Here is a 16,903-nt window from a genome sequence, read left to right as displayed (position 1 = left end):
GCCGTTGGCACGGTGAGGGCGATGTGCGCGGCTACCGTCCGCCCTTGGGCAGGATGGCCCGTGCTGAACTCACGGATATTCACCCCAGCACAGGACGCGCCTTGCCGCGTGCCGTGTGGTGGCTCATTGAGACGAAGAAATGAAGGCCGTCAGCATCGGCCCGTGGGCTTGACACCCACGGGCCGATGGATTCAAAAATCCGGGTGCGGCAGTGGCCGCACCCGGTGTTGAAGTCTAGAGCCAGCTCGCCGAGCCTGCATCACACGCCAGGCGCATTGAGTAACTTCAGTGCGTGCAGCGCTGCTTGTGCGCGCTGCAAGCGAGTCGTGTCGGAAGCCCACTTTTGCAATGTATCCAGGGCAGCGCCTGTGTCTTTGGCGGCTTTAAAGTAGGTGAGGAAATATTGCGCTGCACGCGGGGCGTCACCTAGTTCCGCATACACCAAGCCGAGGTTTTGCAGCGTCATCGCACGGCTGGGCTGAACTTTCAAAGCCGTCAGCAGCGTACCCAGGGCTGCTTCATGCATGTCTTGCAAGTACTGTGCGTAGCCAAGGTTTCCAAGAATTTCCGCATCGAACGGATAAAGCGTCGCGGCTTCGGTCAGCGTGATGATGGCTTTTTCGCGACGACCGTCACGCATCTCATCAAGCCCAAGTTGGTTCAGCTCGCGCGCGCGCTTTCTGTCTTGAACTGGATCACGTGTTTTCTGGGCACTGATGCCGGCATCAGCCAGTATGTTCTGGATCTTGCTGGCTGGTGTGGGCACGAACTGTACGCCCATGGTACCCAGGTCTTGCGGCGTCAGGTAGTACATTCTTTGTGGAGGTGTCCTGATGATCTTGCCGAGAATGGCATCAGGCACGTCCAGTGTTTCGGCGAGTTCCCTGGAAAAATGGATCGTGGCGGCCTTCGCTTTGTCTGTCTCTAGGCCATTCTCTGAGGCACTATGCACTCCGACTCGAGCGTGTGTGCTGGCCCACCGATGAATGCCGGCAGCAAACAAGTAGAAACAGGCGCTCGCACAAACGTCATTGGCACCCACATGGGTAGATAGGCGGTTCTGACGGATGATTGATGCCAACTGCAAACCTGCCTCGACGTTCCCTCCGTCGGACTTGAGAAAGAGTCCCCAGACTGGGAAGTTCTTAGCCTTGGCTGCGTTCAGGACTTGTGTGAGACGAAAGGGATCGCTTTCCTCGATCTTGCCTTCAAACTTGACGATTATTTTCCCATCTGAACTCCAGGAAGGAGTCAGTGTGCTGGCTGATGCCACTGTACAAGACAAAAGGAGGGCAATCCCCTGTACCACCTTTAAGAAACTCTTCATCCCGAGACTCATGATTTTTGTGTTTGGTTGGGCCAACTTACTGAAGTTGAAGTGACAGCGCATGTGCTTAGTTGGTGCCCAGCAATCATAAATTGACCTCAGGATCTCCAGGCATTCAGATCCCAACTAATCTGATTTCGCCTGCATCGATCAAGCGTGCTGACGTCCACGACGCTGGTCCAATTTGGACTGCCTCGACGTTTCTGCGCGCAACGCCGCCGGGCTTTCAGGCTGTATTCCGCCCCGAGCCGTCTTTGCGTCACGACCATTTGGCTTCAACTCTCACGCTTTCGCGCCGACGCCGCCGCTCCCTTCGCTTGCCTCCATTGATCGGCGTACCCTACCCATCACGGCGGGGCGACTGCTACCACGACATCTTGCCCGCGTAGCGCTTGAAACTCTCGATGGAAAGTTCCAAGAAGCGACGGCTATTCCGCGCAAAGCCTGCGTCCAGCAAAGCCGTGATGGTCGCTTCCGATTGAAGCTCCAGGACGAGTGAATTGGCTGACGAGCTATGCCATCCAACGCGCCCCATGGGCATACGGGCGAACAGGCCGTGAGGCGTATTGGTAAAGGCCTGCTCCAAACTCGCTTCGCTGTCTTCCTCTAGATAGGCAAGAGCGGCAAGCAGTTCAAATCTTTCAAACACCAGTTCAAATTCAGCTGATACACCAGCAAAGCTGGATCGCCAGTTCGTCATCACGTCAAACAGATGATCGCTGAGAGGGGTCTTGCGACGATCCAGACCCTCCAACTCTTTCCAAACCCCACTCTCTGCTCCCTTCCACTCATCCAGAAACAGCGTGGAAACTACTCGCTTCGGGTCACGATACTCCCGGTGCCACGGCGCAACCAGCAGTTCATGGAGTGTCTTCCATCGCTGCGAGCGCGTCAGGCCGACTCCATAAGCAGTGAATATCAAGACGGCCGGATAAGATCGCACGCCCAGCCAAACCGCCAGGCCGTTTCCAACTTTTTCTGCCTGCAGATACAGCCCTCTGACAATGTCAAGGATCGTGGTCAGTTCAGAACCATCCCCCCATCTGCCGAGTACGCCAGCCATGCGCGTCAGAGGTTCTGCCAGCGCCTCATACTGCCGCACCCGTGATCGGAACTCTTCCTGATTCCACTGGCCATGGGGCGCAAACTGGCTGCCATCGAGCTGCGCCATCAACCGCTCAGTTTCCTGTGAAAGCAACTCGTCCAGTTGAATACGATGTTCCGGTTTCGCCAAGTAGCGCTTCGTACTATTCACTAGCAATTCGACGCTCAGCGGATTCTGACGCTGGCTCTGCTCCAGCGTTTCGACTCGCTGTTGAAGCGTCTGAAAAAATTCGTCCGCACCGGAGATCGGTATCGTCTTGGCGCTGCGCTGGGCAGCCAACTCGCTTGCACCCGTTCCCAGCGCACCCCGGGCAGCCCAATACACTGGATAGCGCCTGTTCGGCGCGCGGAGGAAGCCCGCCCGCAGAGCATGGTCCCAATCGCCCGACCAACCGCAGATGATCAAACCATGCTCATCAAAGATGCGATCAAGCAGCTTGTCGTAGCTATCCGGGTAAGCGCTCAGTTCCTGATCGGTATTCAGGATACGAGCATCCTTATAGTCGCCGTGCAGCTTGAGTAGATAGCAGCGGCTGTGCGTCAGTGGCTCTGCCCCCGCCAGGACATCGGTGGAAGACACCACCGTGGGTTCGACCCCTTGCTCTCGAAGGGCGTTCTCCATGAGTCGGTCAAAATTGGTCGTGACGATGACCCGAATGTGACCGGAACGAACAAGCTGCGCTATCGCGTGGTGCGCCTTGGTCGGAATTTTTCGACCTTCTTCGCGATCCCGTTCGTCTGGCTCTATGTAGCGGTGCAAGATCGCCCTTCGCTCGTCGGGTGAGCTGGCGATCTCTTCCAACAGTGCTGAATAGTTCGGCTCCTGGCCCGTCTTCTCGCGGTACCACTTCGCCCAATCAGACTGATCCTCGACGCCTTGGGCGGTCGCCACGCGGCGCACCAGATCCAGTGTGATTTCCCAACCGGTTGGAATCTCTGCGGAACGAGACAGGCCGGACCCAAGGAGGACAGCGAAGACCCCTTTGTTCTCGTAGACGGAAAATGCAAGTTGGGTGATGGGGTCGTTTTGGAGAAGTGTCATTGATCGTCAGCCTGCGCCAGCAGTTCAAGCTCGTGCTTAACCAGCGAGAGTAGCTGGTCCGCCTTCTTGTGATTGTTCCCAGAGTACGCCAATGCCAGAAGCGTGATTGGATGGATCGCCATTACCTCACACAACTCGACCAGCTTGTTGAGCGTCGGGCTCTTCAGATCACGCTCCAGAGAGCTCAGATAGGTTCGACTGGACACGTCAGAGAACGCTTCCTGGCTCAAGCCGCGCGCTTTTCTGACCGTCTTCAGTGCCTTCGCCAGTGAGTGTTTCGCAGCCATCCAGATGGGTTTCCAAAGCCCAAGATGACATTCGATTGCGCCCTATAGGGCTACAATCTATAGTGTTCATTTTGATGAGCGCCCTACGACTTCCAGCCTTTAAAGAAGCCGTATCTGCGGATTTCCACAAAACCGGGGAACTTGATTCGTGCCTTCGCTGGTTCGCAAAATTGCGCTTTTCCGTGTCCGTGCATGTACGGATTCGGCGGGTTGCGCTGCCGTGTCTGCGCACGAAAGTGCGCATCCGGTTCAGTGGTTTCCCGCTTTCGCGCAAAAGCACTTCCGTGCATCCTCGGTTTCGTGGGGTTCCTGACCATGACCCAGCCATTCACCACCGCCGACCAGCGGGTCCAACTGCTCGCCAACGGCGCAGCCCGCGCCACTGGCAGCGACACTGATCCGTTGCCCGTGGTGCGGCTGCTCACGCCAGATGCACACGCAACCTGGCTGCTGGCTGCACTCGACCCGGCGGATGGCGATACGGCCTGGGGACTCATTGATCTCGGCATCGGCATGCCGGAGCTGGGAACCGTCAAGCTTTCCGACCTGGCAGGCATCGTCGGGCCGCATCAAAAGCCCGTGATGCGCGACCTGTACTTTCGCGCATCACGCTCTCTGTCGGAATACGTCCGATTGGCGCAGCTTGACGGATCAATCCCTGACTAGTTCAAGCCACAAATTCCTAAGATAGAGACATCAGAAGACAGGGGTTGAGAAAGTGCATTGTGACTTTCTCGGTCTGATTCAAGACAGCTGGGGTCTGAATCAGCACTCTTGCGCCAACACGGTGCAGTTCTGACCCAAACGGACTCAATGCACGGCGCGGCTTGCGGCACGGTATGCGGTGCTGCGCCCCATTGCGGAGAAGTGCAGCCGTCGCATTCGGACAGGTCGTGCAGGTCTTCGGAGCCAATCAGTCTTGACAATTGACACCGCTCGTTACAGCTGAGTTTATCCCTCTGCTGGAGGGATGTCGAGGGGCCCTGGCGAAGCTCCAGCCCCCAAACCACCGTTGCGGCGATCTCTGTCCAACAGGGGGTTGTTTGATGGTTGATCGAAGCGCCGAGCCTTGGTATCCCACTGCGGCGTACCTCTACGTACTGCACCTGGATGACCTCGCGCTGGCCTGGGAGTATTTGCGCCGCCATCCCGACTACCAGCGTGCTTGGCTGCAGCGAGGCAGCCCGCAGGAGGTCGCTTCCAGCTGGGGGCTTCACTTGATGGAAGATCCGGCCCTGGATGCGCGCGACGCCCATCCCACCTGGTTTGCAGGCCACCCTTGCGTGGCGCAACTCCATCCCGACATCGATCCTCCGCCGGATGCCACTGAGTTCGAGTTCTGGCGTATTCCCGGTCAAAAGCACCTGGTCCACGATGGCCGGCGCCTGATGCTCGCCGCGCGCTGGCCAGGCTGCTGCCTGCGCCTGACCTTGGCACCCGGTTTGGAGGATGGCATGGCCTACGTCTACGCCACCCGCACCTGCATCGTGCCCTGCACACGCCCTTGCATGCTCCGTGCAGAGATGGACAAGCTGGCCACCGTCCCCGAAGAAGTACCTGCAGCTGCGGCGCGGCCACGGCCGACGCAGACGGCTCTGCAGGAGCTGCATACCCTGCAGGCGCTCGACGCAACGCTGGCGGGGGCCTCCTTGCGCGAGGTCGCCGAAGGGCTGTTCGGCACCGAGGCGGTGCTAACAGGCTGGCACGCCGATGGCGGATTGCGCTCCCGCGTGCGCCGCCTGGTGCGACGCGGCCTGGCGCTGATGCGCGGCGGCTATCGCCGCTTGGCCCAACTCCAATGACTTGGGGAGGGTCGTTTTGCCTTCGCGGCAGAACGACCCTGAACGGAACGCATCCCTTTCTTGAGACTGCCTCCATCTGGCTGCGCTCGTGCAGCCGGTCTTTCCTGACCGATGGAGGCTTACCCGATGCGACCCACTCCCTTGCGGCCTGCTGCCGTGCACAACACGGCGCCGCAACCCGCTGCTGCAGCACACCCCCAACGCTACCTGACAAACGACGAGGCCGCCGAACACCTGCGCCTGTCGCCACGCACCCTGGAAAAGCAGCGTGTGATCGGCGGCGGCCCGCGTTTCCGCAAGTTTGGCCGCCGAGTCATGTACGCGGTGTCCGACCTGGACGCCTGGGCCGACCAGCGCAGCTTCGAGGCCACGTCCGATCCCGAATACGCCGAGCACCACTCGGCTGACAGCCGTGCGCGCTGACCGGCGGTTCACCGGTGGCCATCGCCATGCCCAGCCCTCTGCTGCCGTCCCGATCCTCGGGGCAGCGATCAGCGCCGGAGCGCGAGCAGCTCGACCTGTTCCGCGCGCTGCCGGGCGACATGGCACCGCGCGACAGCCAGGATTTGATGGCCTTTCCGTTCTTCTCGCTGGCGAAGTCCAAGCGCATTCAGCCCATCGACTTCCGCGCCAGCGGCGTGACGATCCGCGTGGAGGGGACTTTGGAGCACGGCATCGCCACGATCTGGGATGCCGACATCTTGATCTGGGCCGCGAGTCAGATCGTGGAAGCGCGCGACGCGGGCATCCACCCATCGCGGCTCATGCGCGCCACGCCCTACGAGATCCTGCGCTTCATCGGGCGTGGCACATCGCTGCGCGACTACCAGCGCCTCAAGGCCGCCTTGGACCGGCTGCAATCGACCACGGTTGCTACCTCCATCCGCGAGACGACCGGGCGGCGCCTGCATCGCTTCTCGTGGATCAACGAGTGGAAGGAACTGGCCGACGCTCGCGGCATACCCCTGGGCATCGAGCTGATCCTGCCGGACTGGTTCTATGCCGGCGTGCTGGACGCGGCGCTGGTGCTGACCATCGACCCTGCGTATTTCAGACTCACGGGCGGCATCGAGCGCTGGCTGTACCGCTTGGTGCGCAAGCACGGCGGCAGACAGCCAGGCGGCTGGCAATTCGACTTCAAGCACCTGCACCGCAAGTCCGGCAGCACGGCCAAGCCCTACGACTTCGCCTGCGACCTGCGCGCGCTGGTGGCGCGACAGTCGATGCCGGGCTACGTTATGGGCATCGTGCGCATGCCCGAGGGCGGGGGCGAACTGCTGACTTTCCGGCCCGTGCCGCAAAAGGCACGGGGATAACCGCGGGACAAGCCGTGAATGCCCTCGTGCTATCAGGCGTGCCGGGTATCGTGCCATCAGGCGTGTCCCTATCGTGCTATCAGGCGTGCAAACCAGCCGGAAGCCCAATAACGGCGAGGGTTCCAGGCTCCTCTAACTTCCCTAACTTAGTTTCTCTAACTTTTAGTAGAAGCGCGCCGTTTCGGTGGACAACTCCCGAAAGGCACAGCTCGCAGTGTTTCGCCCGGCGAAGAGAACCCGGCTTTCCAGCAAGGAGGGCTGCGCCGTGATCATCGCCTTGCTCAATCAGAAAGGTGGCGTGGGCAAGACCACGCTGGCCACGCACATCGCTGGCGAACTTGCCATGCGCGGGCAGCAAGTCGTTCTGCTGGATGCCGATCCGCAAGGCTCGGCGCTGGATTGGACGCAGCGGCGCGCCCAGCCGGGCTTGCCGCGCTTGTTCAGCGCCGTGGGCCTCGCACGCGAGACGCTGCACCAGGAAGCGCCCGAGCTGGCGCGCAGGGCCGATCACGTCGTCATCGATGGCCCGCCGCGCATCGCCGCGCTGGCGCGCTCGGCGCTGCTGGCGGCCGAGCGCGTGCTCATTCCGGTGCAGCCCAGCCCCTACGACCTGTGGGCGTCGGCCGAGATGGTGGCATTGATCCGCGAGGCACAGGTGTTCCGGCCAGCGCTGCGCGCGGCCTTCGCCATCAATCGGCGCGTCAGCACGACCATCATTGGCCGTGAAGCGCGCCAGGCGCTCGCTGACCAGCCGCTCCCCGCGCTGCGCTCGGAGGTGCATCAGCGCATCGTCTTCGCCGACAGCGTGGCCGCCGGCCGGCTGGCCCGCGAGACGGCACCCGGCAGCGCCGCCACGCGCGAGATCGCCGCGCTGGTCGATGAGTTGCTGCGGTGGCCGACATGACCACGGAGCGACTCGTGCGCGGCAAGCGCATCGGCATCGGCGCACGTCCGCCCGCGAACCCGCACGCCGAGGCATGGGTTCGCCAGGGCGAAGCCGACGACCTTCGGAAAGGCGACGTCTACACCGCGCGCCTGACCCTCGACATCGAGCCCTCAATGCGCGCGCGCATCAAGGTTTCTGCTTTCACGCAGGGCGTGACCGTGGCCGAACTTTTGCGTGGGCTGCTGGAACGCGAGTTCCCGGAGAACACACCATGAACGCTCACGCTTTGACGGCCACCACCTTGGCATCCCCGGTAACTGCGCTGTCGCTCGCAGTGCTCAACCACAGGGCTCCCACCACATCACTGACCCGCGTATCGCTCGCTTACGTCGAGCAGCGCATCGACCTGTATCTGCGTTTCGGCGAGCCGGTGCGCACCATCTGGCTCGACCGCTGGCGGCGCGTCGCCCTGTTCCCGTCCGGCGCGGTGTTTTGCCGCATCCGCTGGCATGCCAACGACTTCGGAACGATCCGATGGCAGCTCATGGTGATGCAGGCATGCACGCCGTTGGAGGTGGCACAGCGCATCCCTGGCGTGCTGCCCGGTGCTCGGCTGTTGCTGCAAGCCGAGGGCGAACCGGCCGTGCGCACTGTGCTGGCCCAGATTGACGCTATCGAGGCGCTGGATATCGCCGCAAACGACGTGTCGCCCGCGTACTGGCGCACGCTGGGCAACCGGCTCGCTGCACGCCTGGCGCTGCCCGAATACACCGTAGAACGGCACGCGGCGTGGCTGGCGGGGAGGGCTCTGCCATGACGACGGCTTTCACGTCTACCAACGCCATGGGAACCGCGCCGCGTTCTCCCTCGCGCTGGCGCACTCGCATCGCACTGGTGAGCCTGTCTGTCAGCGGCCTTGCTGCGTTGGCCTGGGCGTCCTTTGTGTCGCCACTGCCGCGCCTGATCTACAACCCATCCGACAGCGTGGCGGTCGGCTGGTATCGCATCGAACTGATCGCCCATCAGGCCGTCTCGCTGCCACAACCATTGGCCGTGGGTAGCATCGTGCTGGCCCGGCTTCCGGCCGATGCCGCCGCGCTGGCCGCGCAGCGCGGCTACCTGCCGACGCGCATTCCGTTGCTCAAGCGAGTGGGCGCGGTGGCACCGCAGGAGGTGTGCATCGTTGGCAATAGCGTGCGCATCGACAGAGTACCGGTGGCCGCTGTTTTGCCGGCTGATCGCATGGGCCGGCCGTTGTCATCCTGGCAGCAGTGCCGGCGGCTTTACGCTGGCGAGCTATTCCTGCTGAGCATGACCAACCCGGCGTCGTTCGACAGCCGGTACTTCGGGCCGATTCCTGCATCCACCGTGATCGGTGTTGCGCATCCAGTCCGGCTGGAGAAACGCCCATGATTGCTGCCGATTCGTCGCGGCTTTGGGTGCGTCTCATTGTGCCATCGGGCGTTTCGTTCCGCTGGCTGTCGCCGTGTCGCTGCGCGTGCAGTGCGTGTGCGTTCGCACCGCACTTCGCGCAGCATCCGGCGCCGCCTCCCCATGTGCTGGTGTCTTGTCTCGAACGCGCCCGGCCTGCGGCCATGGCCGCGTTCGCCGGCAGGCCGGCTGCGAGCAGCGCAGCGCCGCCGGGCCGCCGAGACCCCGAGCGAAAGCGCAGGGCAAAGGCGGAAGGCAAGACAAAAGGGGGCGGCACCCAGCCGCCCGCAAAGCCAGTCTGCACGTGGGGGTGGCGCGGCACGGCGCGGCTTCGCCGCCGTGCCGCGTGGGGTGCGAGGCACGCGCCGATGCTGGCGTGTCCGCGTGCTTCTCACGACGGGACACGCTGTAGCTTCACGAGGAGACTGTCATGAGCGACCGTCGTGATGACGATTTCCGCATTCGCCCCAGCGCCCCGAAGAACCGAAGCCAGGGCTTCGTTTCCAAGGTGCTCAAGCAGGCCGGTAAGGCCAGCAGCGGCAAGTCCTCGGTGCGTTCTCCTCGGGGAACGGGCAAGGGGGCGGGCGCCGGCCAGCGTCCCGGTTCGCGCCTGGGACGCGGCCACACGGCGGCGCGCTTCGCGGGCGCGAAGCTGACGCCCATGTCGCGGCGCGTGACCATCAAGACGCTGCTGGTCAACCAGCGCCAGGCCAGTCCGCAGTCGCTCGCCAAGCACCTGCGCTACATCGAGCGCGACGGCGTGGGTCGTGATGGGGCGCCGGGCCAAGCCTATGGGCCGCAGACGGAAGAAGCCGACCTCGATGCGTTCAAGGAACGCTGCGCCGACGACCGGCACCATTTCCGCTTCATCCTCTCGCCCGAGGATGGGGCTGAGCTGGAAGACCTGCGCACCTACACCCGGCACCTGATGGGCCGCATGGAGGCCGACCTGGGCACGCGCCTGGAATGGGTGGCGGTCGATCACTGGAACACCGACAACCCGCACACGCACATCGTTGTGTGCGGGCGCGACGACACGGGCAAAGACCTCATCATTGCAGGCGACTACATCGCCGATGGCTTCCGCCATCGCGCCGCCGAGCTTGCGACTGAATGGCTGGGGCCACGCACCGATTTGGAGATTCAGCAGACATTGCAGCGCGAGGTGACGCAAGAGCGGTGGACGAGTCTGGATCGCACCCTGATGCGCGAACTTGGCGAAAACGGCCGGGTGCAGATAGAACGTTTCAATGAACCGCGGCTGCAACGCCAGCGCTCGCTGCTGATCGGTCGGCTGCAACGCTTGCAGCGACTGGGCCTGGTCGATGAGGTGCAGCCCGGTACCTGGGCCATCCATGCTGATGCCGAGAAGACCTTGCGCGCTCTGGGCGAGCGTGGCGACATCATCCGCACCATGCAGCGCGCCATGAGCGGCCAGCCGCGTGAACTGACTGTCTTCGAGCCTGGTCAAGATGAAGGAGGTGGCCGCACGGTCATCGGCCGCGTGGTCGCCAAGGGTCTGGCCGACGAGCTGCGCGACCGGGCCTATCTCGTCATCGACGGAATCGACGGCAAAGCTCACTATGTCGCGCTCAACGCCCGCGACGAACCCGCGAACTACCCGACCGGCGCTGTGGTGGAGGTACGCGGTTCGGCTGACGTGCGCACGGCCGACCGCAACATTGCAGCGCTGGCAAGCAGTGGCCTGTACCGCACGGATCATCACTTGGCGATTGTGCAGGGACGGGCCCCGACCGGGCGGGACCCGCAAGAGGTGGTTGCGGCCCACGTTCGCAGGCTGGAAGCCCTGCGCCGCGCCGGCATCGTGGAGCGTGTGATTGAAGGGCTCTGGAAGGTGCCGGACGACCTACCCGAGCAGGGCCGTCGCTACGACGCGCAGCGCCTCGGTGGCGTGGCGGTGGAGTTGAAATCGCAACTACCCATCGAGCGACAGGCCCGTGTGATCGGTGCAACCTGGCTGGACCAGCAGTTGATCGGTGGCGGCAAGGGGTTGGGCGACCTGGGCTTTGGCAGCGAGGTCAAGGATGCGCTCCAGAAGCGGACCGACTTTCTGGCAGAACAAGGACTGGTCGAGCGACGCGGGCGTCGCGTGATTCTCGCGCGCAATCTGCTGGGAACGCTTCGCGACAGGGAGGTGGCGCAAGCCGCCAAGGGCATCAGCGCGGAATCTGGTTTGGAGCATCGCCCGTCAGCCGATGGCCAGCGCGTGACCGGTATCTATCGGCGCAGCGTCATGCTCGCCAGTGGGCGCTACGCCATGCTCGATGACGGCATGGGGTTCAGCTTGGTGCCGTGGAAGCCGGTAATCGAGCTGCGGCTGGGGCAGCAACTCGCCGCAACGGTGCGCGGCAGTGGGGTATCTTGGGAGATCGGTAGATCACTAGGAAAGGGTATCGGGGGGCTTGAAAGACAGATATGAATAGATCACTTCGTCAGCAGGAATCGTTGGCAAGGAGAAGTCAACTTGTCGGTCTGCATCAACCTTTGTGACTGAATACGTCCAGTACTCCAGAGCCGATCTGTCGTTGCAAAGACATCACCCTTCAGTTCTCCCTGCTAACCTGCAACGGAGTTTGAGTTGGGTATCCACAGACCCCGAGTGGATCAGCTTCATACAAAAGGAGACAGGATGATAGATCTATACAGCTGGGCGGCACCGAACGGGCACAAAGTGCAGATTCTGGTTGAGGAACTGGAGATTCCATACCGGGCCATTCCGATCAACATCACCGCAGGCGACCAGCACACAGACGGCTATCGCGCGATCAATCCGAACGGGAAAATACCAGCCATCGTGGATCACGCACCGTCCGACGGTGGCGTGCCGTTCACGGTCTTCGAGACTGGCGCCATCATGGTCTACTTGGCGGAGAAGGAGAAGCGCTTCCTCCCTACCGAACTGCGCCAGCGCAGCGAAGTACTGCAGTGGCTGTTCTGGCAGGTCGGTGGGATCGGTCCGATGATGGGCCAGGCCCAGCACTTCTTCCGCTATGCGGCTGAAAAGGTGCCCTATGCCATCACACGCTACCAGACGGAGACAAGACGTCTCTTGAAGGTTCTGGATGACCGTCTTGAAGGTCGCGAGTTCATCTGCGATGAGTACTCAATTGCCGACATGGCCAGCTTCGCCTGGATCCGGATCCACAAGATGACCGGTGTCCCGCTGGACGAGTTCCCCCGTGTGCAGGATTGGTATGGCCGGGTGCGCAGCCGCCCTGGCGTTGGCCGCGGCCTGGATCTCCTGAGAGACCAATGGGTGGACGTGACGAAGTCCGACGAAGCGAAGCTCAACCTTTTCAAGAAGAACCGCTAAGCATGTCGATCGACACTGACCGGGTGGAAGCGTTCTTCGATTTGCGAAGCCCGTACTCCTACCTCGCGCTCGGACCGGCCCGCGCGCTTGCTCAGCGCAGCGGCGTCGCCTTCGAATGGTGGCCCTATGTGACGGACTTCCAATCCGCGTACGGTGGGGAAGTCGAGCAGCGATCAAGCCGCGACGTCGCGAAGCTGAAGTACCTGTACATGGATTGCCGGCGGCTCGCAAAGCTGCAGGGGTTGACGGTGCGGTCCACGACGAAGCTCTGGAATCCGACGCTCGCGAGCCAGGCCATTCTTTTTGCAAAGGCCAGGAATCGGCTTTGGGAGTTCTGCGACCCGGTGCTCGCTGCATTCTGGCGGCGCGAGTTCGACTTGGAATCTCCCGCGGAGGTAGAGGCGGCTCTGGTCAACGCGGGGCTTTCGCCTTCGGAGTGGAGCGAGTTCCTGCAAAGAGACGCAGAAAGAGCATTGGCGGGGACGCTCGAACATGCAGAGAGGCTAGGCGTGTTTGGCGCCCCGACTTTCATCTACAGGGGCGAGATGTTCTGGGGCGGAGACCGCATGGATCTGCTCGAGTCGGCGATCCTGGATGCGCCCGAAAAAGGGTAGCGTCGAACGCTGTGCCCAGCGGTTTCTAGCTTCTCAGAGTTTAGCGGCCAGTCTCTTTTCTCTTTGGAGTGGTTCATGAATAGAGTTCATGTGGATGTGGCGATCATCGGAGCGGGGACCGCCGGGATGTCTGCCTACAAGGCAACCCTTGCCCATACGTCCAGTATTCTGGTCATCGAGGGTGGGCCATACGGAACGACCTGCGCGCGAGTCGGCTGTATGCCTAGCAAGCTGCTGATCGCAGCTGCCGAGGCCGCGCATGCGGCGGATCAAGCCCATGCGTTCGGCATTCGGGTTGAGGCGGTCCATGTCGATGGCACGGCGGTGATGAAGCGCGTTCGTGATGAGCGTGATCGCTTCGTCGGATTCACCGTGGACGCAGTGGGAGGTTGGCCGTCTGAGCATCGCTTGCGTGGCTATGCGAGATTCCTGGATGACCACACTCTGCAGGTGGACGAGCACACCCAGGTGGTTGCCGAGCGCATTGTCATTGCCACCGGCTCCCGTACAAACGTGCCGGCGCCGTGGCGGCAAGCCGCAGGTGAGCGGTTGATTGTCAATGACGATGTCTTTGAATGGACCACATTACCGGATTCAGTTGCCGTGCTGGGAACAGGCGTGATCGCGTTGGAGTTGAGCCAGGCGCTGCATCGCCTCGGGGTCAGGGTGAAGCTGTACGGGCGCAGCGATCGCATGGGGCCGCTGACAGACCCTGCCTTGCAGACGCTGACCTCGCAGATCATCGGCGATGAAATTCCTGTGCACATGGAGGCGAAAGGTCTGCGCCTGAGCCGTGACGGTGACGAGGTACTGGTGCACGTTGGCGACGACACGCAGCGATTTGAACGGGTATTGGTCGCCAGCGGCCGGAGTCCGAACCTATATGGACTGGATCTGTTGCGGACCACGCTTCCAATCGACTCGGACGGCTTTCCGGTCTACGACCAGGAAACGGGTCGCGTCGGGGAGAGCCATGTCTTCATTGCGGGCGATGTCACCAACGAGTTGACGGTGTTGCATGAAGCTGCTGATTCAGGACGCATTGCCGGGGACAACGCAGGGCGATATCCGGAGGTGCGGCGCCGCAAGCGCCGCACCCCTTTGAGCATTGTCTTCTCGGATCCACAGATCATGGTGGCGGGCCAGACGCATGCTCAGTTGAGCCAGTCCGGCGTGGATTTCACGGTTGGCACCGTGTCCTTCGCCAACCAGGGCCGCAGCCGAGTCATGCTGAAGAACAAAGGGGCATTGCACTTGTATGCGGCAAGCGGCTCCGGGCGACTGCTGGGGGCGGAAATGATCGGTCCTGCTGCAGAGCATGTCGCCCACTTGCTGGCCTGGTCCATCCAACGTGGTGACACTGTGCACGAGATGCTCGGATATCCCTTCTATCACCCTGTCATCGAAGAGGGCTTGCGCACGGGCCTGCGGAATCTCGCACGAGCCATGCCCGATCGGAAACAGGTGGGAGCCTTTCTCGGCTGAGTGCGGCACGGTCCGGTCTCGGTCCGCAGCCGTACGTTGTCAACGCGTGGCCGCGCTGTCAAATCCCGATGTAGTTGCGCAGGCGTTGTGTGTGGACGACCAAATATCCTTTGGTGCCTTCGGTACGGACGATTCCATCCTGCTTGAATGATGCCAGCGCCATGTTCACTCGCTGGCGCGAAAGCCCGCAAATCAATGCCAGATCGTGTTGATGGATCGACAGCCTGAGCGCGTCTTCGCTTCCGTTCTTGGCGAGCATCAGGAGTGCCTTCGCAACACGCTTCTCAGGCCCCAGCAGGCGCGACGCCACAAGCATCCCGACGAATTCGCCCATTCGGGCGTTCATGACATCGCAAAGAAAGTTGCTGAACTCAAGTGACGAACTGCGCAGCACATTAAAGGTGTTCGCAGGAACAAGGCAGAGATGTGCGGAGGTTAGTGAGCGCAGGTCGTACTGCATCAATTCCCTCTTCAACAAGGAGCCGTCGCCGCACCATTCTCCTTCCCGGAGGTAGTACAGCGTCGTCTCGTCTCCTTCAGGGCCGACGATGTACATCTGCAGGTGGCCGCGCATGACGCCGTACCAGTATGCGCTGGGCTCGCCGGCGCGGGCAACATACTCGCCAGCGGCCACCTTAATCTCCGCTGACGTTCCTAGCGTCATGGCCCGAAGTTCGGCGGAGAGCGTGTGGAACCATGGCCACTTCCCGAGGAAGTCGGCTAAGCTTGACATGGAAGGGTCGTCCACTATGGATGCTTGGATGATTCTGTGTTCCATCATTCGTTTGCAACGCCTCAGCCACTGGCAACTGTGTTGATCCGGCCTAGATCGAGGAGTCCATCTGGAAGCGGCCGCGGTAGGCTCCCGGACTCATCCCGATGCGTTGACGGAAGAGTCTGGAGAAGGAACTGGTGTCGCTGTATCCAACCTGGCTCGCCACTTCTTCTACGCTATGTGAGCTTGTCTCGAGCAGTGCGCGTGCAGCTTCTAGCCGAAGATCTTGCAAATAGGCCAGGGGCGTTTGATCCAAAACGCTGCGGAAGCGCCGGATAAGGGTTCTGCCGCTGACCGCGAGCGTATCGGCGAGCTCGGTGATCCTCAGGTCGTTGGTCATGTTGCTCTGCAGCCAACGTTGGGCTCGATGCACCAGCTCGTCTGAGTGGTTCTTTTGTGCCAGCAATGGAAGGTAGGGAATCTGGCTGGTTTGGCTCACGTCGATCAGCATTGCCTTCGCACACTGGGACGCGATGACCGGCCCCGCAAAGCGCTCGATGACCCGCACGGTCTGAATCAAGTACGACGCTGACGCGCCTGCGCAGATCAGTCGATCCATCTCCGTGATCACGGGGCGAAGTTGCAGGTCGACGCGCGGAAACTTCGCCCTGAATTGCCGCTCCAGCCACCACGTAGTCGTTGCCGTGCGTTCATCCAGCAAGCCCGTCTGGGCCAGGATGAAGGTACCCGTGCAGTTCGCAGCAATCCATGTTCCTGTATGCCATTGCGCCGATAGCCATGCGCAGGCATCGGCTTGCCGGTCGAGGAACTGGTCGAACTGCCGGTGCCCGCCATAGTGAAAGCTGGGAACAAACACCAAGTCATAGCGTTCACGTGGTCCCAACTTATGGGTTTGCAAAGGCAGTCCATTGCTGGCAATCGCCGGCTCGCCCGACGGCGACACGAAACGCCAATCGAACAATGCCGACGCTGGTGCATTTCCGAGCTTCAGATGCGAGTTCGCAATCTGAAGGATGTCGGCAAACCCAGCCACGCTGGAGGCGTAGCAGCCGTCGAAGGTCAGGATGGCAGCACGTGTCATTCGTCGTAAACAGCATAGAACATGTCAGTTTCGACAATGTACACCAACCTATGCAAGTCTGCCTAATGAGCGTTGCTGGCCTCTAGACCAGCGACTACAAGAAGGAGCACGGAGATGAGCGGAATACCCTTTGCGCTATTGCGCAGCAATGTTCCTGACTGCGATCAGGCTTCGCGGCATCAGATGGATGTGAACTCTCATGACAGAGGACCTCATCCCGCTTTTGAAGCTGGCGACCAGATTGCTGTACTGGGAGGCTGCCAGGGATTCGTTGTTGTCCCGGCCGGTCAAGCGCGGGACTTCTATCTTGGGTACGCGTTGGTGGCCGTCCTAGCCATGGCGATGGTAGCCGTGGTCGGAATTGCATATTTCGTATTTGGGCTTTCGTTCTGAGTGCCTCCACTGTCTGCACCCCAGTACGTGATGGCGGATATGGCACAAACAAAGTCAATTTCGCC

18 protein-coding genes are annotated in these 16,903 nt (G+C 61.6%); 13 read left to right on the top strand and 5 right to left on the bottom strand.

What is annotated here, in order from left to right; translation table 11 throughout:
• Positions 1–259 precede the first annotated feature (259 nt).
• From ACSQ3D_RS27450 to ACSQ3D_RS27440, 3 genes are all read right to left on the bottom strand, one after another.
• On the bottom strand, positions 260–1,327 hold the full coding sequence (locus ACSQ3D_RS27450) for a hypothetical protein (protein WP_436128965.1): 1,068 nt from the start codon (positions 1,325–1,327) through the stop codon (positions 260–262).
• A gap of 364 nt (positions 1,328–1,691) precedes the next feature.
• Positions 1,692–3,473 (bottom strand): SIR2 family protein, encoded by a 1,782-nt coding sequence (locus ACSQ3D_RS27445; RefSeq protein WP_436128964.1) that lies wholly within the window; start codon positions 3,471–3,473, stop codon positions 1,692–1,694.
• On the bottom strand, positions 3,470–3,760 hold the full coding sequence (locus ACSQ3D_RS27440; RefSeq protein ID WP_436128963.1) for a helix-turn-helix domain-containing protein: 291 nt from the start codon (positions 3,758–3,760) through the stop codon (positions 3,470–3,472). The genes ACSQ3D_RS27445 and ACSQ3D_RS27440 overlap by 4 nt, the downstream gene beginning before the upstream one ends.
• A gap of 315 nt (positions 3,761–4,075) precedes the next feature.
• On the opposite strand from ACSQ3D_RS27440, the gene ACSQ3D_RS27435 reads away from it, so the two are divergent.
• The 12 genes from ACSQ3D_RS27435 (at position 4,076) to ACSQ3D_RS27380 (ending at position 14,628) form a co-directional block, all read left to right on the top strand.
• Positions 4,076–4,426, top strand: coding sequence for a DUF2958 domain-containing protein (locus ACSQ3D_RS27435; protein ID WP_436128962.1), 351 nt, complete (start codon positions 4,076–4,078; stop codon positions 4,424–4,426).
• A gap of 380 nt (positions 4,427–4,806) precedes the next feature.
• Positions 4,807–5,562: a DUF2285 domain-containing protein gene (locus ACSQ3D_RS27430; protein WP_436128961.1), complete on the top strand. Its 756-nt coding sequence runs from the start codon at positions 4,807–4,809 to the stop codon at positions 5,560–5,562.
• Between the two features lie 126 nt (positions 5,563–5,688).
• Positions 5,689–5,985: a helix-turn-helix transcriptional regulator gene (locus tag ACSQ3D_RS27425; protein WP_436128960.1), complete on the top strand. Its 297-nt coding sequence runs from the start codon at positions 5,689–5,691 to the stop codon at positions 5,983–5,985.
• A 26-nt stretch (positions 5,986–6,011) separates the two neighbouring features.
• Entirely contained in the window at positions 6,012–6,878 is an 867-nt protein-coding gene (locus ACSQ3D_RS27420; protein ID WP_436128959.1) for a replication initiator protein A, read from the top strand.
• Between the two features lie 265 nt (positions 6,879–7,143).
• Positions 7,144–7,782 (top strand): ParA family partition ATPase, encoded by a 639-nt coding sequence (gene parA, locus ACSQ3D_RS27415; RefSeq protein WP_436128958.1) that lies wholly within the window; start codon positions 7,144–7,146, stop codon positions 7,780–7,782.
• Complete coding sequence (locus tag ACSQ3D_RS27410; protein ID WP_436128966.1) at positions 7,779–8,039, top strand: chromosome partitioning protein ParB; 261 nt, start codon at positions 7,779–7,781, stop codon at positions 8,037–8,039. The genes parA and ACSQ3D_RS27410 overlap by 4 nt, the downstream gene beginning before the upstream one ends.
• Complete coding sequence (locus tag ACSQ3D_RS27405; protein ID WP_436128957.1) at positions 8,036–8,581, top strand: DUF2840 domain-containing protein; 546 nt, start codon at positions 8,036–8,038, stop codon at positions 8,579–8,581. Before ACSQ3D_RS27410 ends, ACSQ3D_RS27405 begins: the two co-directional genes overlap by 4 nt.
• Positions 8,578–9,177, top strand: a complete 600-nt coding sequence (locus tag ACSQ3D_RS27400) for a S26 family signal peptidase (RefSeq protein WP_436128956.1) — start codon at positions 8,578–8,580, stop codon at positions 9,175–9,177. Before ACSQ3D_RS27405 ends, ACSQ3D_RS27400 begins: the two co-directional genes overlap by 4 nt.
• A 448-nt stretch (positions 9,178–9,625) precedes the next feature.
• Positions 9,626–11,635 carry a DUF3363 domain-containing protein gene (locus ACSQ3D_RS27395; RefSeq protein WP_436128955.1) on the top strand — a complete coding sequence of 670 codons (2,010 nt, stop codon included), beginning with the start codon at positions 9,626–9,628 and terminating at the stop codon, positions 11,633–11,635.
• 210 nt (positions 11,636–11,845) lie between these two features.
• A complete protein-coding gene (locus ACSQ3D_RS27390) occupies positions 11,846–12,529 on the top strand; it encodes a glutathione S-transferase N-terminal domain-containing protein (protein ID WP_436128954.1) in 684 nt (227 codons plus the stop codon).
• A gap of 2 nt (positions 12,530–12,531) precedes the next feature.
• Entirely contained in the window at positions 12,532–13,143 is a 612-nt protein-coding gene (locus ACSQ3D_RS27385; RefSeq protein WP_436128953.1) for a 2-hydroxychromene-2-carboxylate isomerase, read from the top strand.
• 75 nt (positions 13,144–13,218) lie between these two features.
• Positions 13,219–14,628 carry a dihydrolipoyl dehydrogenase gene (locus tag ACSQ3D_RS27380; RefSeq protein WP_436128952.1) on the top strand — a complete coding sequence of 470 codons (1,410 nt, stop codon included), beginning with the start codon at positions 13,219–13,221 and terminating at the stop codon, positions 14,626–14,628.
• A gap of 58 nt (positions 14,629–14,686) precedes the next feature.
• On the opposite strand, the gene ACSQ3D_RS27375 is transcribed toward ACSQ3D_RS27380, so the two are convergent.
• Entirely contained in the window at positions 14,687–15,406 is a 720-nt protein-coding gene (locus ACSQ3D_RS27375) for a Crp/Fnr family transcriptional regulator (protein WP_436128951.1), read from the bottom strand.
• Between the two features lie 46 nt (positions 15,407–15,452).
• Positions 15,453–16,445, bottom strand: a complete 993-nt coding sequence (locus tag ACSQ3D_RS27370) for a GlxA family transcriptional regulator (RefSeq protein WP_436128950.1) — start codon at positions 16,443–16,445, stop codon at positions 15,453–15,455.
• A 114-nt stretch (positions 16,446–16,559) separates the two neighbouring features.
• Between ACSQ3D_RS27370 and ACSQ3D_RS27365 the strand changes: the two genes are divergently transcribed.
• Positions 16,560–16,838 carry a hypothetical protein gene (locus tag ACSQ3D_RS27365; protein ID WP_436128949.1) on the top strand — a complete coding sequence of 93 codons (279 nt, stop codon included), beginning with the start codon at positions 16,560–16,562 and terminating at the stop codon, positions 16,836–16,838.
• Positions 16,839–16,903 lie beyond the last annotated feature (65 nt).

It is taken from the genome of Acidovorax sp. LjRoot117, from assembly GCF_964252695.1.
Lineage (GTDB): Bacteria > Pseudomonadota > Gammaproteobacteria > Burkholderiales > Burkholderiaceae_C > Acidovorax.
The sequence above is the reverse complement of the archived record's forward strand: the minus strand, read 5'-3'. Positions and strand labels throughout refer to the sequence as shown.

What these genes read in the sequence shown, in the direction of transcription:
- ACSQ3D_RS27375 (WP_436128951.1), bottom strand. Translation starts at nt 15,406, where the DNA reads ATGGAACACAGAATCATCCAAGCATCCATAGTGGACGACCCTTCCATG.
- ACSQ3D_RS27385 (WP_436128953.1), top strand. Translation starts at nt 12,532, where the DNA reads ATGTCGATCGACACTGACCGGGTGGAAGCGTTCTTCGATTTGCGAAGC.
- ACSQ3D_RS27395 (WP_436128955.1), top strand. Translation starts at nt 9,626, where the DNA reads ATGAGCGACCGTCGTGATGACGATTTCCGCATTCGCCCCAGCGCCCCG.
- ACSQ3D_RS27390 (WP_436128954.1), top strand. Translation starts at nt 11,846, where the DNA reads ATGATAGATCTATACAGCTGGGCGGCACCGAACGGGCACAAAGTGCAG.
- ACSQ3D_RS27380 (WP_436128952.1), top strand. Translation starts at nt 13,219, where the DNA reads ATGAATAGAGTTCATGTGGATGTGGCGATCATCGGAGCGGGGACCGCC.
- ACSQ3D_RS27435 (WP_436128962.1), top strand. Translation starts at nt 4,076, where the DNA reads ATGACCCAGCCATTCACCACCGCCGACCAGCGGGTCCAACTGCTCGCC.
- ACSQ3D_RS27425 (WP_436128960.1), top strand. Translation starts at nt 5,689, where the DNA reads ATGCGACCCACTCCCTTGCGGCCTGCTGCCGTGCACAACACGGCGCCG.
- ACSQ3D_RS27445 (WP_436128964.1), bottom strand. Translation starts at nt 3,473, where the DNA reads ATGACACTTCTCCAAAACGACCCCATCACCCAACTTGCATTTTCCGTC.
- ACSQ3D_RS27365 (WP_436128949.1), top strand. Translation starts at nt 16,560, where the DNA reads ATGAGCGGAATACCCTTTGCGCTATTGCGCAGCAATGTTCCTGACTGC.
- ACSQ3D_RS27420 (WP_436128959.1), top strand. Translation starts at nt 6,012, where the DNA reads ATGCCCAGCCCTCTGCTGCCGTCCCGATCCTCGGGGCAGCGATCAGCG.
- ACSQ3D_RS27405 (WP_436128957.1), top strand. Translation starts at nt 8,036, where the DNA reads ATGAACGCTCACGCTTTGACGGCCACCACCTTGGCATCCCCGGTAACT.
- ACSQ3D_RS27410 (WP_436128966.1), top strand. Translation starts at nt 7,779, where the DNA reads ATGACCACGGAGCGACTCGTGCGCGGCAAGCGCATCGGCATCGGCGCA.
- ACSQ3D_RS27400 (WP_436128956.1), top strand. Translation starts at nt 8,578, where the DNA reads ATGACGACGGCTTTCACGTCTACCAACGCCATGGGAACCGCGCCGCGT.
- ACSQ3D_RS27450 (WP_436128965.1), bottom strand. Translation starts at nt 1,327, where the DNA reads ATGAAGAGTTTCTTAAAGGTGGTACAGGGGATTGCCCTCCTTTTGTCT.
- ACSQ3D_RS27440 (WP_436128963.1), bottom strand. Translation starts at nt 3,760, where the DNA reads ATGGCTGCGAAACACTCACTGGCGAAGGCACTGAAGACGGTCAGAAAA.
- ACSQ3D_RS27430 (WP_436128961.1), top strand. Translation starts at nt 4,807, where the DNA reads ATGGTTGATCGAAGCGCCGAGCCTTGGTATCCCACTGCGGCGTACCTC.
- ACSQ3D_RS27370 (WP_436128950.1), bottom strand. Translation starts at nt 16,445, where the DNA reads ATGACACGTGCTGCCATCCTGACCTTCGACGGCTGCTACGCCTCCAGC.